General features: G+C 34.7%; 17 protein-coding genes. 16 read left to right on the top strand and 1 reads right to left on the bottom strand.

Going from position 1 to position 16,014, the window contains the following annotated elements; translation table 11 throughout:
- The first annotated feature begins 353 nt into the window (after nt 1–353).
- From HMPREF1864_RS05240 to HMPREF1864_RS05185, 13 genes are all read left to right on the top strand, one after another.
- On the top strand, nt 354–584 hold the full coding sequence (locus HMPREF1864_RS05240) for a FeoA family protein (RefSeq protein WP_005953854.1): 231 nt from the start codon (nt 354–356) through the stop codon (nt 582–584).
- 3 nt (nt 585–587) lie between these two features.
- Nucleotides 588–830: a FeoA family protein gene (locus tag HMPREF1864_RS05235; protein WP_062571787.1), complete on the top strand. Its 243-nt coding sequence runs from the start codon at nt 588–590 to the stop codon at nt 828–830.
- A gap of 1 nt (nt 831) precedes the next feature.
- Nucleotides 832–2,979 (top strand): ferrous iron transport protein B, encoded by a 2,148-nt coding sequence (feoB, locus tag HMPREF1864_RS05230; RefSeq protein WP_062571786.1) that lies wholly within the window; start codon nt 832–834, stop codon nt 2,977–2,979.
- A 21-nt stretch (nt 2,980–3,000) separates the two neighbouring features.
- Nucleotides 3,001–3,141: a FeoB-associated Cys-rich membrane protein gene (locus HMPREF1864_RS08390; RefSeq protein ID WP_082718920.1), complete on the top strand. Its 141-nt coding sequence runs from the start codon at nt 3,001–3,003 to the stop codon at nt 3,139–3,141.
- A gap of 409 nt (nt 3,142–3,550) precedes the next feature.
- Nucleotides 3,551–3,874 (top strand): hypothetical protein, encoded by a 324-nt coding sequence (locus HMPREF1864_RS05225; RefSeq protein ID WP_062571785.1) that lies wholly within the window; start codon nt 3,551–3,553, stop codon nt 3,872–3,874.
- A complete protein-coding gene (locus HMPREF1864_RS05220; RefSeq protein ID WP_062571784.1) occupies nt 3,867–4,874 on the top strand; it encodes a V-type ATPase subunit in 1,008 nt (335 codons plus the stop codon). Before HMPREF1864_RS05225 ends, HMPREF1864_RS05220 begins: the two co-directional genes overlap by 8 nt.
- A gap of 22 nt (nt 4,875–4,896) precedes the next feature.
- The gene (locus HMPREF1864_RS05215) at nt 4,897–6,804 is read left to right on the top strand and encodes a V-type ATP synthase subunit I (protein ID WP_082718921.1); all 1,908 of its coding nucleotides are present in this window, start codon (nt 4,897–4,899) and stop codon (nt 6,802–6,804) included.
- 14 nt (nt 6,805–6,818) lie between these two features.
- The gene (locus tag HMPREF1864_RS05210) at nt 6,819–7,238 is read left to right on the top strand and encodes an ATP synthase subunit C (protein ID WP_062571782.1); all 420 of its coding nucleotides are present in this window, start codon (nt 6,819–6,821) and stop codon (nt 7,236–7,238) included.
- Nucleotides 7,238–7,552 (top strand): V-type ATP synthase subunit F, encoded by a 315-nt coding sequence (locus HMPREF1864_RS05205; RefSeq protein WP_062571781.1) that lies wholly within the window; start codon nt 7,238–7,240, stop codon nt 7,550–7,552. Before HMPREF1864_RS05210 ends, HMPREF1864_RS05205 begins: the two co-directional genes overlap by 1 nt.
- Entirely contained in the window at nt 7,553–8,194 is a 642-nt protein-coding gene (locus tag HMPREF1864_RS05200) for a type III PLP-dependent enzyme domain-containing protein (protein WP_062571780.1), read from the top strand.
- Complete coding sequence (locus tag HMPREF1864_RS05195) at nt 8,175–9,947, top strand: V-type ATP synthase subunit A (RefSeq protein WP_062571779.1); 1,773 nt, start codon at nt 8,175–8,177, stop codon at nt 9,945–9,947. The genes HMPREF1864_RS05200 and HMPREF1864_RS05195 overlap by 20 nt, the downstream gene beginning before the upstream one ends.
- A complete protein-coding gene (locus HMPREF1864_RS05190) occupies nt 9,944–11,335 on the top strand; it encodes a V-type ATP synthase subunit B (RefSeq protein ID WP_062571778.1) in 1,392 nt (463 codons plus the stop codon). Before HMPREF1864_RS05195 ends, HMPREF1864_RS05190 begins: the two co-directional genes overlap by 4 nt.
- On the top strand, nt 11,325–11,987 hold the full coding sequence (locus tag HMPREF1864_RS05185) for a V-type ATP synthase subunit D (protein WP_062571777.1): 663 nt from the start codon (nt 11,325–11,327) through the stop codon (nt 11,985–11,987). Before HMPREF1864_RS05190 ends, HMPREF1864_RS05185 begins: the two co-directional genes overlap by 11 nt.
- 114 nt (nt 11,988–12,101) lie before the next feature.
- Here HMPREF1864_RS05185 and HMPREF1864_RS05180 read toward each other — a convergent pair whose 3' ends face one another.
- Entirely contained in the window at nt 12,102–13,232 is a 1,131-nt protein-coding gene (locus tag HMPREF1864_RS05180; protein WP_062571776.1) for an aspartate-alanine antiporter-like transporter, read from the bottom strand.
- Between the two features lie 406 nt (nt 13,233–13,638).
- Between HMPREF1864_RS05180 and HMPREF1864_RS05175 the strand changes: the two genes are divergently transcribed.
- From HMPREF1864_RS05175 to HMPREF1864_RS05165, 3 genes are read left to right on the top strand one after another with little or no spacing between them, the layout of a single operon-like run.
- Nucleotides 13,639–13,998 carry a GntR family transcriptional regulator gene (locus tag HMPREF1864_RS05175; protein WP_062571775.1) on the top strand — a complete coding sequence of 120 codons (360 nt, stop codon included), beginning with the start codon at nt 13,639–13,641 and terminating at the stop codon, nt 13,996–13,998.
- Nucleotides 13,995–14,681, top strand: a complete 687-nt coding sequence (locus tag HMPREF1864_RS05170; protein ID WP_062571774.1) for an ABC transporter ATP-binding protein — start codon at nt 13,995–13,997, stop codon at nt 14,679–14,681. Before HMPREF1864_RS05175 ends, HMPREF1864_RS05170 begins: the two co-directional genes overlap by 4 nt.
- Nucleotides 14,681–15,445, top strand: coding sequence for a hypothetical protein (locus HMPREF1864_RS05165; RefSeq protein ID WP_062571773.1), 765 nt, complete (start codon nt 14,681–14,683; stop codon nt 15,443–15,445). The genes HMPREF1864_RS05170 and HMPREF1864_RS05165 overlap by 1 nt, the downstream gene beginning before the upstream one ends.
- Nucleotides 15,446–16,014 lie beyond the last annotated feature (569 nt).

Raw genomic sequence — 16,014 nt, 5'->3', positions numbered from 1 at the left:
TAGGTGTCGCAATATTATTTGCAATTCATCTAATAAATAAGTAAGAAATTATTTTTAGTTAATAAGAAGAAAGTGAATATTGATGAAGAAGTAAGAAATTATTATTTAGTTAATAAGAAGGAAGTATATTTTAATAAATAAGTAAGAGCTATCTCTTAATTAAGAGAGAATATTTTTTTAAAACAAAATTTTTTTAAGGATGTTAACAATATTAATTATTTTATCATATTAAAAAAATCAAGCGTATTGATTTAAATTTTCAGTTAACTATGGTATAATGTCTAAGCAAATGATAATCAAACTCAAATATTGATTAAAGCTTAATAAAATTAAAATTAGAAATGAGTGGTTAAATGCTTAGCTTAGTGATGGCACCCTTAAATGTTAATTATAAGATTTTAAGGATTAAGTCTTTAGGAGATAGTAATATAACTGAGTCCCACCTGGCAAACCTTGGTTTTGTCAAAGACGCAGTTATAAAAGTTGTTAATGAGAACGATGGTAATTTAATTGTATATGTTAAAGATTCCAGAGTTGCATTAGGAAAAGATATTGCAAAAAAAATATTAGTAGAGGAGTTGTAAGAATTGATTACATTAAGAGATGCAGTTGTAGGAAAATACTACATCGTTAAAAAAATCAATGGTTCTGGTCCTTTGAAAAGAAGGATTATGGACATGGGTATTACAAAAAATTCAGAAATTTACATAAGGAAAGTTGCTCCACTTGGAGACCCTGTGCAAATTAATATTAGGAATTATGAACTTAGCATTAGAAAAGCAGATGCTGAGTTAATTGCAATTGAAGAGATAGAAAAGAAGGAGGACTAAGATGGCTATTACTATTGCACTTGCCGGAAACCCCAACAGTGGTAAGTCCACTCTTTTCAACAACTTAACTGGTTCAAATCAATATGTTGGTAACTGGCCAGGGGTAACTGTTGAAAAAAAGACTGGTAAGTATAAAAAAGATAAAGACGTAAGTTTTACAGATTTACCGGGAATTTATTCCCTATCACCTTATACATTAGAAGAAGTTGTTTCTAGGGATTATTTATTAAATGAAAAACCTGATGTAATAATTGATGTTATTGATGCATCAAATATAGAAAGGAACTTGTATCTTGCAACACAATTAAGAGAAATAGGTATTCCACTTATTGCTGCTCTTAACATGATGGATGTTGTAGAAAAGAACAAGGACTTTATTGATGTTAAAAAATTATCTGAAATTTTACAATGTAAGGTTGTAGAAATTTCTGCCTTAAAAAACAGAAACATTGATGAATTAATCAATGAAGCAAAGAGTATCGCTGGAAAGCAAAATAACGAAATAAAAACTTTTACAGATGATATAGAAACAGCCCTTCAAGAAATAGAAAACTTCAGCCAAATTAAGGATCTTAGTGCAAAAAGATGGCTTGCTATTAAACTTTTCGAAGATGACGAAAAAGTTATTAAAGCCTACAAACTAAATAATCAAGAAAAAAATAGACTTGAAGAAATAAGAAATAGTCTTGAAGAAAAATACGATGATGATGCAGAAGGTATCATCACAGATGCTAGATATGAATTCGTAACTGAAGTTGTTAAAGAGTCTGTTAAGAAGAATAACAGGGGACTAACACCTTCTGATAAAATTGATAAAATTGTTACAAATAGATTTTTGGCAATTCCAATTTTTGCAGCTATAATGGTAGTTGTTTATTGGTTCGCAGTAAAAATTGTTGGAGGACCTGTTAATGACTGGGTTAACGACACCTTCTTTGGCGATATAGTTGGCGGCGGTGTTCAAAACTTCTTAGAAGGAGCAGGAGTAGCTGAATGGTTAACTTCACTAATAGTTGATGGTATTATTGGTGGTGTTGGTGCCGTTCTTGGTTTCTTACCAGTAATTGTTGCCCTATTCCTATGTATAGCAATCCTTGAAGACTGTGGATATATGTCAAGAATCGCCTTTATCCTAGATAGAATCTTCAGAAGATTTGGTCTATCTGGTAAATCCTTTATCCCAATCTTAATTGGTACAGGTTGTTCAGTACCAGCTATTATGGGAACAAGAACTATTGAAAATGACAATGACAGGAAGATGACAATTATGGTTTCATCCTTTATGCCATGTGGAGCAAAGACAGCTATCATTGCACTTTTTGCAGCTTTCTTTGGTGATGTATGGTGGTATGGACCAATTTGGTACTTTGGTGGAATCTTAGCTGTAATTGTGTCAGGTGTTATGTTAAAGAAAACAAACTTATTCCGTGGAGATCCAGCACCTTTCGTAATGGAACTTCCAGAATATCACGTACCTTCAGCATACAATGTATTTAGAGCAACTTACTTTAGAGGAAAGGCCTTCGTTATTAAGGCTGGTACAATCATTCTTCTAATGACAGTTTTAATTTGGTTCGCAAAGAATATTTCAGTAGAAGGTCACTTTGTAAACTTTGATGAAGCATCAACAGATTCAATTCTTGCCTTCATTGGAAAGAAACTTGCCTTTATCTTTGCACCACTTGGATTTGGAAACTGGATGGCTGCTGTATCAACTATCCTTGGTCTAGTAGCAAAGGAAGTAGTTGTAGGAACTTACGGAGTTGTTGCAGGTCTTGGAGATGTAGAAGACAATGTAGCACCACTTGTACAATTACTACACACACAATTTAATGTTGTTACAGTATTCTCCTTTGTATTCTTCAACCAATTAACTATTCCTTGCTTCGCAGCAATGGGAGCAATTAAATCTGAAATGGGATCATACAAGGGCTTCATAGTAGCAACTGCATATCAAATAGTATTCTCATACACAGTAGCTCTTATGATTTATCAATTTGGTAGAGTCCTAGTTTTAAAAGAAGCCTTTAACCTAGGAACAGGAGTTGCAATTGTAATCCTACTTGTTTACCTATACTTTATCTTTAGACCAGACAAAGTAAAGGAAAAAGAGTATGAAACATATAGAAAAAGTGAGTATGGTATTTAATTAACTTAAGAAGGTGAAAATATGGCTAACTTAATAGTTGGAGCTGTAGTTGTAATTTTAATTGCTTTTGCAGTTAAAAAAGTTATTAAAAGCAAGGGATCTTGTGACTGTGGTTGCGACGCTTGTCATGAATCATGTTCAACAGATCACTTACACAAATAAAATTATTAAAGGAATGTCTCCTAGGGGATGTTCCTTTTTTAGTACAAGGGATTTTAAATTATTTACCTTAACTCAAATAAAAATATAAAAGGGATACGAAAGAAGTAATCAAGGATTTTAGTAATTAATATTTTCAAAAATGTAAAAAATTATCTAATATGAAATGGTTTCAATTAGTTACTAATAACTATAAAAAATAAAAGAAAAAAATCATTTTATTATAAAAACTTTAACAAAAGTAGTATTAGAAAAAACTTATAAAAAGAATTTTTATATGTGAAATTTTAATTCATAATGCGAAATGTGAAAATAATGTGAAATTTTTAAAACTGGTGTAAATCGCTTGAAATAGAAATATAAAGTAATATAATGAAAGTCACGTAAGGAAATAAAAAGAGTGGTGATATTTTTGAAAGAAAGCATAGATAGTATTTTGGCAATAGATAAAAAAACTAGAGAATTTGTCGAAAATACTGATAAAGAAATTGAACAAATTAAAAAAGATTTGAGAGAAAAATTAACAGATCTTGAAAATGAATCAATTGAAAAATCAAAGCTCCTTGGTAAAGAAAAAAGCGATGAAATTTTATCGAATTTTGAAAAGAAGGCAGAGGACCTAAAAAAAGAAAATCAAAAAAATCTTGAGGAAATTGAAGCTTTTTATGAAAAAACTTCTGATGATTTAATTAAAGTTGTCTTAGACAAATTGATTGGAAGGGACTCTAATGTTTGAAGGTCTAAAGGCTTTAAATGCTAAGATTTTAAAAATGTATTCGAACTTTTTGGTCTACGAAGACTTTGTTAATATGGCAGAGGGAGACAGTGTTAGATTTTGTCTTAACTATTTAAAAGAAAAGAAGTTCCCTACAATTGATTCCTTTTCAGATATTTATGAGATTGAAGAGTTCTTAGAAGGCTATAGAAGAAGTCAACTTAAAAAACTTAAGGCCTTCTTGCCTGGTAAGTATTCAGACTTTATTAAGGCCTATATGGAAAGAGAAAAAGTAGAAAAGATTGTAAAAATCCTTAGGTCTCTTAGGATGAATAAGGAGCCTAGAGTTGACGAGTTAATTATTGGAGCAAAGTCAATTCCCTTTAAGGAGGAAAGCTTTGAGTCCTTTATAGATAACTTAAAGGACACTTCCTATTATGAGTATATGAAAAACTACAAGTCATCAAGTGATGAGGGCGCCCTCTTTTCTATTGAGATGAACCTTGACAAGTTCTATTATAGAAACTTAACTGAATCTGTGAAGCCTTTATCTAAGAAGGACCTTAATGAGTTCAAAAATATATTTGGGGTCAAGATAGATTTATTAAATATTATTTGGATTTATAGGGCTAAAAAGTATTATGACATTTCTCCCGAAGAAATTTTCAATTTTACAATCTTTGGTGGGAATTATAATTCTGAAAAGCTCCTCCACCTATCTTACTTGGAGGAAGAAGAATTTGAAGAGGAAATTAAAAATTCCAAGTACTCAATTCTATTTGCTGATGGAAGGGTTATAAGGACTGGTAGGACTTCCAAAAAACTTCTCTACTCCATAGCGAACAAAAACTTTAGGAGGACAGATGGCATTGGAAAATTCATGAGTTTTCTAATTCTTCTTGATTCAGAAATTGCAAATATAGAAAGAATCTTAGAGGCTACTAGGTTTGGCTTAAGCAAAGAAGAAAAATTGAGATACATGATCGTTGATAGAAAGGAAAGTGAAGAAGTTGGCCGTTGAAAGAATGAAGATCGCTAATATAATGGGCGAAATTCAAGATATGGATTCCATCGTTTTGGATATTTTAAATTTAAAATGTATGCAATTTATGTCTGCTGAGACAAACATTGCCGAAAACAAGTTTGTTTTCAGCCTAGATGATGAAAAAAATCTAGATAAGAACCTAGAAAGAAATCTTGAGCTTAATTATATTGAACCTATTGAAGAAGATGAGTCTCACAAGGTCAGTGCAAAAAAAGCCGAAGAAATAATGAAGTTTTTGGGCATTGACAAGATTGAAGGCAAGTACTTCGAAAGAATAGATATGAATGAAGATGTGGATTCCTTTGTCAAAAATATTAGCGAAAAGATGGATGAATATGAAAACACAAAGGAAAGTCTGAAGATTTTAGATACCCTAAAGGAAAATTATGAACTTTTTAAAAACGTTGATATAGACCTAAAGGATATTGCTGATCTAAAATACTTTAACACTAGGTTTGGTTTTTTGGATAAGGATGCAAGACTTAGGTTAAAGAAAAATTATGGAAATATCCTTGCTATGATTTATCACACAGGTACAGTGGACAATAGGGAACTTTTCCTTGTTATCTATCCAAAGGAAACAGAAAAGGATATTGATAGGGTTTTAAATAGTTTAAACTTTACAGAAGTTGACCTTCTTGGCGAAAATATAGAAGGTACAGCAGGTTTAATTTTTAAGAACCTTGAAGAAGAGGAAGAAAATATAAAGAGAAAGATTTTCGAAATTGAAGAATATAAGAAAAATCTTTTGGAATCAATGGATGAAGAGCTAAGGACAAGTCTTGCCCACATGCTTTCCTATGAAGAAATTGAAAAAGCAAAGAAATATATGCTTAAGTCAAATAAGTATTTTTATCTTTCAGGATGGATTGGAGCTAGTGATACAAAAAAATTAGAAGAAAAGCTCTCCCATTACAAGGATATTGATATTGAATATTTTGACCCTAAGAAGGGAAACAAAAAGACACCTACAAAGCTTAAAAATGCAAATTTTTTCAAGCCCTTTGAACTATTAATTAACATGTATGGCACTCCTAGTTATGGTGAGTTTGATCCAACAGTGATTTTTGGAATTACCTACATGATTCTTTTTGGTGCAATGTTTGGCGACTTAGGTCAAGGGGCGGTATTTGCGGTTGCTGGACTAATGTTAGCTAAGAAGAACAAGGACTTTGGCGGTCTCCTCTTGAGAATGGGAGTATCCTCAATGTTCTTTGGCATAATGTACGGGTCAGTCTTTGGCATAGAAGAAATTATTCCTGCATTTTGGTTTAGGCCCTTTGAAGACATCAATGGCACACTTGTAACTGCTATTTACTTCGGCATTATTTTACTTGCCATAGCCTATGGCATTGGTATTTACAATAGATTAAAAAGTGGCAGACCTGATGAAGCCTTCTTCGCAAAGGAAGGATTCTTGGGAGTTCTAATTTTTATAGCTATGATTAACATTGGTATTTCCGTTATGGGAGGTTCATCTCCTATTCCTAAGAATATTTCTATGGGAATCTTGTTTGGATCACTTGTTATCATGCTATTAAAGAGACCTATTCTTAAAGTTTTATTTAAGAAAGAGCCAGAGGAATCTGCTGCAGATTATTACATTGAGTCCTCCTTTGGACTCTTGGAAGCCCTTCTTTCTACTATGAGTTCAATTATTTCTTTTATAAGGGTTGGGGCCTTTGCTATTAACCACGTTGGTTTATTCTTGGCATTTAAAACTCTTGGGGAAATGCTTGGATCAAGGGGAGGAAATATTGCAGTCTTAATTTTTGGCAATATCTTAATTCTTGCCCTAGAAGGTCTTATTGTATTTATTCAATCTCTTAGACTTGAGTATTATGAAATGTTTAGTAAGTATTATAGTGGTGACGGCGTACTATTTAAAGCCGATAAAATTTATTAATAAGGAGTTTAATGATGGAAAAGATTATTATTTTAGGAGTTTTAACAGTATTTTCAATGGTAGTAACAGGTTTTTATTTTATATATAAGGGAACAGACAAGAACAGAAAGTTTGCTCGTGCTTTTATGAAATTAAATCTCTTTGTTTTCGCACCAGTTTTCGCATTTGGTCTTATATCTCTAGTTCCACAAATGGCATCAGCTGCAGCTGCTCCAACAGGTGGTAACGGACTTGGTTTCTTAGCAGCAGGTCTTTCAACTGGTCTTGCTTCACTAGGTGCTGGTGTTGCCGTTTCTAATGTAGGATCTGCAGCAATTGGAGCTGTATCAGAAGACCCTAACATTCTTGGTAAATCAATGATTTATCTAGGACTTGCAGAAGGTATCGCTATTTATGGTCTTATCATTTCAATTATGATTCTTGGAAGACTATAATGAGATCAATTCTTTTAACATCAAATGACGATATTATTAACGGCCTTCGCCTAGCTGGTGTAAGGTCTGTTAAATGTAATAACAGATCTGAACTTTTAAAAAATTTTAAATCTTACACAAAAGAAGAGGGTATTGGAATAATTATTCTAACTTATTCTTCCTTTAAGGAAATAAAAGAGGAAGTCCTAGACTTTAAATTATCTGGTGATCTTCCCCTAGTGGTAACTATCCCAGACCTTGACGGCAAGATGGAAGATGACTTTATTTTAAAATATGTCAGAGAATCTGTTGGTGTGAAAGCTGTAGGTGATTAAATGATTTTACTTGAAAACAAAATTGCCATATTCAACAAAATTGTTTTTCTAAAGCAAAAAGAAGAGTGTGAAAAGAGAATTAAGGAAGAAAAAGATAAGGCAGCTAAGATTCTTGAAGATAAGAAAACATCTCTTGAAGAAGATGAAAAGGCCTATGTGGATAGGAGAGTTAGCCTAGCTAAGAGAAGGGGCTATGAACTTATTGCCTCTGTTGAAGAGCGAAAAAGGGTTCTCTTTCTTGAAGAAGATGAAAAACTTTTAAATGAACTCCTCGAAACTCTTTCAGAAAAACTCTTAGAATTTACAAAGACAGATGAATATGTAGAAAGAGAAGCTAAATGCTTTAGAGATATTTTAGATGAAATAGATGAAAAGGCCATCTACCTTTATGTTAAGGACGATGAGAAAAAAGAATTAGTAGACAAGTTTAAAGAAATAGCAGAGGAAAAGGGGATTGTACTAAAATTAGATCAACTATATGAATACCACATAGGTGGCTTCATTGTGTCTGACATCAATCGAACTTACAACATCAACCTTTCTCTAAAGAATAAACTTGATGATATGAAATATGAAATAGGATCAATGCTACACGAAAGACTAAAGGAAAGGGGTGAAGTCATTGGAAAGAGCAACAATTAAATCAGTTGATGGACCTGTTGTAATTGGTAGGAACATGGCTGACTACAAGATTAGAGAAATGGTCCTAGTTGGTGAAAAAAAATTAATTGGCGAAGTTATTTCTATTGATGGAGACCTTGGAACAGTTCAAGTTTATGAAGAAACTGAAGGTCTAAAACGTGATGAAGATATTATTTCTACTGGTGCACCACTTTCTGTCAAGCTTGGACCTGGTATGATAAGAGGTATATTTGATGGTATTGAGAGACCTCTTGAAGTTATTAAAGAGAAACATGGATCCTTTATGCCAGAAGGTATTGGACTTATTTCCCTTGATGAAGAAAAACTTTGGGATGTAACTTTCAAGGTAAAACTTCACGATAAGGTTCATGGAGGACAAATCTTTGCAGAAGTTCCTGAAACTGACATCATAACTCACAAGGTTATGATTCCACCAGAAGTATCTGGTGAAGTTGTAGAAATTCTTGAAGATGGAAAGTACAATATTGAAACAGTTCTTTTAAAAGTTAAGGACGAATTTGGAAAGATTAATGAAGTAAAAATGTATCAAAACTGGCCAGTAAGAATTCCAAGACCAGTTAAGGAAAGACTTCCAATTGACAAGTTACTTGTAACAGGTCAAAGGGTCTTCGACGTCTTCTTCCCAATAGCCAAGGGAGGAACTACTGCAGTTCCAGGAGGATTTGGTACTGGCAAGACAATGACTCAACACCAAATTGCAAAGTATTGTGATGCCGATATCATTATCTACATCGGTTGTGGTGAACGTGGTAATGAAATGACAGAAGTTTTGGAAGACTTTCCAAAGCTAATTGACCCTAACACTGGCAAGGCTCTTATGGACAGGACAATCCTTATTGCCAACACATCAAATATGCCAGTAGCTGCTCGTGAAGCATCTATTTATACTGGTGTTACTATGGCAGAATACTTTAGAGATATGGGTTATCACGTTGCCCTAATGGGTGACTCTACTTCTCGTTGGGCAGAAGCCCTTCGTGAAATCTCTGGTCGTCTTGAAGAAATGCCAGCAGAAGAAGGTTACCCTGCTTATCTTCCATCAAGAATTGCAGGCTTCTATGAAAGAGCCGGCTATGTAAACACCCTATCAGGAACTGAAGGATCAGTAACTCTTATTGGGGCAGTTTCACCAGCAGGTGGTGACTTCTCTGAACCAGTTACAGAAAACACTAAGAGATTCGTAAATGTATTCTTGGCACTTGATAAGGAACTAGCCTACTCAAGACACTATCCAGCTATTAACTGGATGAACTCTTACTCAGGTTACATTCCACTTCTTAAAAACTATTACGATATGAGACTCGATGGTGACTTACCTGATTTAAGAATCAAATACCTTGACCTCCTTCACAAGGAAGCCAAGTTAAATGAAATTGTAATGCTTGTTGGTGAAGATGTTCTTCCTGACGAAGAAAGACTTGTCCTAGAAATTTGTCGTGTTGTTAAGGTTGGATTCCTACAACAAAATGCCTTTAACCCAATTGACACCTTTGTGCCACTTGAAAAGCAATTTGAAATGTTAAAGACAATAGACAACTTATATGAAAAGGGAAAGGAAGCCCTAAAGCTAAAGATTCCTATTTCTGTAATCAAGAACGACAAACTTTATGGAAAAGTAATCAACATGAAGTACGATATAGAAAACGAAAACTTAAAGAAATTTGTAAGCTTGAACAATGAAATTAACGACTTCTATGGAGAGCTTGCCTCAACTTATGGTGATGTAGAATGAAAAAAGAATATTTAACACTTGATAGAATTGAAGGATCCCTACTAGAACTTTCAAATCTTCACAGAGTTAGCTACGGTGAAGTTGTAAAAATTATTTCAAAAGACGGCAAGAGATCTGAAATTGGTCAAGTTATAAAAATAGATGAAGACAGGGCAATTGTCCAAGTATTTGGCAACAACCTTGGTGTATCAACAAAAAATACAAAGGTAGAATTTTCTGCCCATCCTTTTGAAATACCTCTTTCATCAGATATCTTGGGAAGAGTGTTTAATGGTACAGCAGTCCCTATTGACAAGGGCGGTGCCATTTATTCCAAGGATGTTTACAACATAAATGGTAGACCAATTAACCCATCAGCAAGAGAGTACCCAAGAAACTTTATCCAAACAGGTATCTCTTCCATTGATGGACTTATGACCCTAATTAGGGGACAAAAACTTCCAATCTTTTCTGGATCAGGACTTCCTCACAACGAAGTTGCTGCTCAAATTGTAAGACAAGCTAAGATTGCAGATGAAGGCGGAAAGGATAACTTTGCCATTGTCTTTGCAGCAATTGGTGTAAAGCATGACGAAGCCGACTTCTTCAGAGAAAGTTTTAAAAACTCTGGCGTTATCGACAAGGTTGTAATGTATATCAACTATGCCGATGATCCAATTATGGAAAGACTTATTGCACCTAAGTGTGCCCTAACTGCTGCAGAATATCTTGCCTTTGAAAAGAATATGCAAGTTCTTGTAATAATGACAGACATAACTTCCTACGCAGAAGCCCTAAGAGAAGTATCATCTTCAAGAGAAGAAGTTCCATCAAGAAAGGGCTACCCAGGTCACCTTTATTCTGACTTGGCAGCACTTTATGAAAGAGCAGGTATGATTAAGGACAGCGAGGGATCAGTAACTCTTATCCCAATCCTAACAATGCCTAACGATGATATAACTCACCCAATCCCTGACCTTACAGGTTACATCACTGAAGGTCAAATTGTAGTAAGCCGTGACCTCTTCTCCAAGGGAGTTTATCCACCAATTGATGTCCTTCCATCCCTATCAAGACTTATGAAGGACGGCATTGGTGAAGGCTACACAAGGGAAGACCATCCAGACCTATCTTCACAACTTTTTGCATCTTATTCAAAGGTGCAAGAAACTAGAGCCCTTGCTCAAATTATTGGTGAAGATGATATATCTGATGACGAAAAATTAATTTTAAAATTTGGCGACGAGTTTGAAAAGAGATTTTTAAGTCAAGATCAAAATGAAAATAGAGATATTCAAGAAACCCTAGATTTAGGTTGGGAACTATTAAAGATTCTTCCAGCTCAAATGATTGATAGAATTGATCCTAAGTTAAAAGAAAAATATCTAGGTGATAATAATGGCGATTAAGGTAACTCCTACTAAGGCAAATTTAATTGCATCAAAGAACGCCCTTGTTCTTGCTGAGAAGGGTTATGACCTTCTTGACAAGAAGAGGACAGTCCTTATTAAGGAAATGATGGACTTAAATAAAAATGCCAAGGTCTTACAAGATGAGATTGAAGAAAAGTTTGAAAAGTCTTACTCTGAACTTGTAATGGCAACTATATCCATGGGGGCACTGTCCCTCAAGGACATGGGAGAGTCAGCTCCCTTTGAAAGGGACTATGAAATTATTTCTCGTTCAGTCATGGGGCTTGAGCTTCCAAAAATAAAATATGAAAAGCCAAGTGCTAGGGCAGACTATTCCCTTCACCAATCCAACGCAGCCTTTGACAGGGCAAGGATAAATATTGCAGAAATCCTTCCTGTTATCTATGAGCTTGCAGAGATAGAAACTTCTGTCTTTAGGCTTGCCAATGAAATCAAGAAGACTGCTAAGAGGGCAAACGCCCTTGACAAGATTCAAATTCCTAAGTACAAGCACATCATTAGGGAGATTGAAGACATCTTGGCAGAAAAGGAAAGAGAAGACTTCTTTAGGCTTAAGAAGGTAAAGAATAAAAAGAATAAGAAAAACAAAGAGAATAAAGAAAACAAAGAAAACAAAGAAAACAAATAAAAAGACCCAAGTTGAAAATAAATTCAGCTTGGGTTTTTTGTATGACTTGAAAAATAAAAGTGGATGCCTCAAGGGCATCCTAATTTTTTAAAAATTTTTATAGATCTCTTACTCTTAACTCATTGGAAGGAAAATATTAATTATTTGTGGCAAGAAAACCATCATCACAGTGGCAGTTGGTTGTGTAGCTGCATAGAAGGATGAAACCTTGTCGTCGCCATTAGTAACTTGGAGTAGGGCTCCAAGAGATGGGGCAGAGGTCATTGATCCAGTTGTAGCACCAAGAGCTGCAAAGAGTGGAAGCTTGAAGATCTTGTAGGAAATAAAAAGTGAAATTAAAGCAGGCACAAGGGTTAGGATAACTCCTGCGAAAAATAATTTTATTCCATACTGACTTATAACTTCAACGAAACCTGATCCAGCACTTACTCCTGATTCTAGTAAGAAGAAGGCAAGGCCAAGGTCACGAACAAGGGCAAGTCTGTCGTTAGAAACCACTAAGTTAATCCTGCCAAGTCTTCCATAGTGACCAAGGACAAGTCCAGCTATTAGAGAGCCACCGCCAGCGCCAAGTGAAAGACTAACATTTCCTATAGGAATTTTTATAGACCCAAGAAGGATTCCAAGTGTGGAAGCTAGGGCTATTGAAAAAAGTCCATTCTTTTCAAAGTCAATTAATTTACCAAGGTCTTTTTCTCCAAGATGAGGATTATCTTTTGGCAAAACTAATTTTTTATTTTCTTCTTCAACATCAATCTTTAATATTCTTGGCATAAGTTGAACAATAAGAACAACTCCAACAACACCAAAGGCATAGGCGATGCCGTAGCCAACGCCAGGCAAGTTTGAAGTCGTAAGACTCTTTACAGTTCCAAGCATTGATGTCGAAGTCATTGCACCAGTAGCAAGTCCCATGGATAGGGCGAGGTCAATGTCAAAAAACTTAGCTACTAATACAATCAAAACTCCTCCAATGGCAACTGTTATAAAAGAAATTGCCAAGAAGGAAAGACCATTCTTCCTAATGTTTGCCATAAAGCTTGGACCAGCCATGAGGCCAATAGGTGTAAGGAAAAGCACAAGACCAATTTGTGCTAAGAACTTTGGAACTGTAAAGCCAAAGTGACCAAAGAAGAGGGCAACAATTAAAATCGCCGATGCACCAAACTTTAGACCAAAAAAGTTAACATGACCAAGGGCGTAACCCAAGACCATTATCAAAAATATAATTAATAATTCATTCATATAGTACCTCCTTATAATTCTTCCCTGAGCTTTTTATGATAAGACTATTAAAATTTAAAGTAAAGAAAGCTGTTGGATACAAGGTATCCTTTGAGTAAACAAAAAATATTCCCATAAAAATATTTAAGGAAGAAGATAAAAGAAGTAATACCCAATATAAAAATTTTTAAAGATTTAAAAAACTTTTATAAAAAGGTCTTGCAAAAATAAAAAAGCTTGTATATAATAACTATTGTATTAAGGAGTTGATACAACAGTACAAAAAAATCAAAGCTTTTGTCTTTACTTTAAAAATTCTAAATAAGACACAAGACTTTAGATTTAAATATGAAATCAAAATTTTTACTTAATATAAAAGGGATAGGTCGATTAAAAATTAAGAAGCCAATCCCAGGAGGAGGTAAATATGGAATTTGATAACAACAGACCAATCTACATCCAACTCCTTGAAGATTTTAAATTAAAAATTTCAAGTGGAGAGTGGAAGAGTGGAGAGAAGATGGAAACTGTAAGAAATCTTGCCCAAGCCTATGGGGTCAACCCCAACACAGTACAAAGGACCTTGCAGGAACTTGAGAGAGAGGGCCTTGCCAAGTCGAACAGGACTAGCGGCAGATTTATAACAGATGATGAAGCACTAATAGAAGAAATGGCAAAGGGTGCCTTTTATAGGTCCTGCGACGACTTAATTGGAGTTGCAGGAGAACTCAAGATGACAAAGGAAAAATCACTGGTACTATTAGACAAATATTGGAGGGAAGTATGAGCAAGCTAGAGATAAAAAATTTAAATATGGGCTACAAGAATAAGGTCCTTGACGACCTAAACCTTGAACTTGATAAGGGACAAATTGTTGGACTAGTTGGACCCAACGGTGCAGGTAAGTCAACCCTACTTAGGATCCTTGCAGGACTAGAAAAAACTTACAAGGGAAGTGTGGTAATCGACGGAGAAGAAATTTCTTACAAGACGGCAGAAATTCTTTCCTATCAACCAGACAAGTTTGCTCTTAGTGACAAACTTTCTGTAAAGGAAGTTGTTAGGACTTACAAAAAATTCTTCAAGGACTTTGACGAAGAAAAGTTTTACAGAATTTATGAAGAATTTAAACTTCCACAAGGAGCCAAGGTCAAAGAAATGAGTAAGGGTATGAGAGAAAAAATGCAAATTGCCTTGAGTCTTTCAAGAAAGGCAGAGATCTTTCTCTTGGACGAACCAATTTCTGGAGTTGATCCTTCAGCGAGAAAGGCAATCATCCAAACTATTTTAAATAATTTTGAAGAAGACTCTCTAATTATTTTATCAACTCATTTAATAAATCAAATCGAGCCACTTCTTGACAGGGTCCTCTTCCTTTCAGAAGGTAAGATCAGTCTTAACAAGACAGTAGATGAAATAAGAAGTGAAGAAAATATGAGTATAGAAGACTACTTTACGGAGGTATTTTAATGGGAAAATTACTTGGACATCAAATAAGAAATCACTTTAGAAATAATTGGTTTATACCAGTTTTACCAGCTGTCCTAATTCTATTTGGAGTGCTATTTTCAAACGTTAATAATGAAATTGGTGGTGGTGCAGTTGGTATAGGAATGGTGGCGCTAATGTTTGGCTACTTTGCAGCATCTATATCAGTAATAGTTGGGGATTACAATATGTTCTTTGGCGACAGCGCCCTATTTTATGAGTCAACTCCAATTAGTCCATCAGCAAAAACTTTTTCAAGATTTTTATATTACCTTATAATGCTTATTATCTATTCACTTTATGTGGCATTAATTTGTTTCCTATTTATGGCTGCACCTTCTGTTGATGGAGGAGTACAACATATAACTTGGGCAGATATAAGTAAGGTAATTAATGAAGTTGGAGTAAGAAACTTATTAATAGGTGTTGCTTGGGTTCTAATTGCTTTATTCAACAACATAATTAGCATAATCTTTTCAGTGACCCTTGGTGGTGGCAAAAAACTTAGAAGATATGGATTAGGTGGACCAGTCCTTGTATATATAGTACTAGGATTAGTCGAAGGAATAATAATCTTCATCTTAGATAAATTTGACTTGTTTACAAATGTTGAGCTCTTATTAAACAATGGAGATGTATTTAAGAGGGGAATTGGAATAGGAATACTAGTCCCAATTCTTTTAGAAACAATAGTCTTATTCGCTGGAGTTTATTATATGCATAAGAAGAGGATTTCAGTAAGCTAAGGGGAGTAAAAGCTTCGCTTTTAGAATCGATAATAAATACTTTTCTTTTTAAAAATGTATTTAAAAGCTAAAGCTTTTACATTACTTTCTAAGGAGGGGGAGCCATACCCATTCGGGCACGCAGGGGGCGGCGGGCCCCCTGTGTGCCGGATGGTATGACCCCCTCCTTAAACCTCCCCCCAGACCCCATCGCCCTGGCAGGGGCCCGATCCATTAATACGCAAAAAGGCTTCCGGCTAAATTTTCAAAAACTCACTGACGTTCAAACATTGAAAATTTTTAACGCCTCCAGCCTTTTTGCTTACTGCCTTATTAGCTTGCAGCTTATTGGCAAAAGTTATAGCCTCATAAGACTTCAGCAAGCTGGGGCACTCCCATAAGCTCATAACTAAATAGAAAGTTGTAAAAATATAAAGCTTAATCGAATTTGATTAAGCTTTTTTTGATGCAAAAGTTTATTCAATTTGTTAGGTGGGGTTAAGTAATCCTACATAAGTTTGAAAAGTTGTAGAGGTAAAATCGTGAAATAAGTTTGAAGAACCCCGTAAGGCAAGACAGCCGTTAAAAAA

Origin of the sequence: Peptoniphilus sp. DNF00840 (assembly GCF_001553125.1) — a bacterium.
Taxonomy (GTDB): Bacteria; Bacillota; Clostridia; order Tissierellales; family Peptoniphilaceae; genus Peptoniphilus_A; species Peptoniphilus_A vaginalis.
This window is presented reverse-complemented; position numbering and strand designations above follow the sequence as displayed.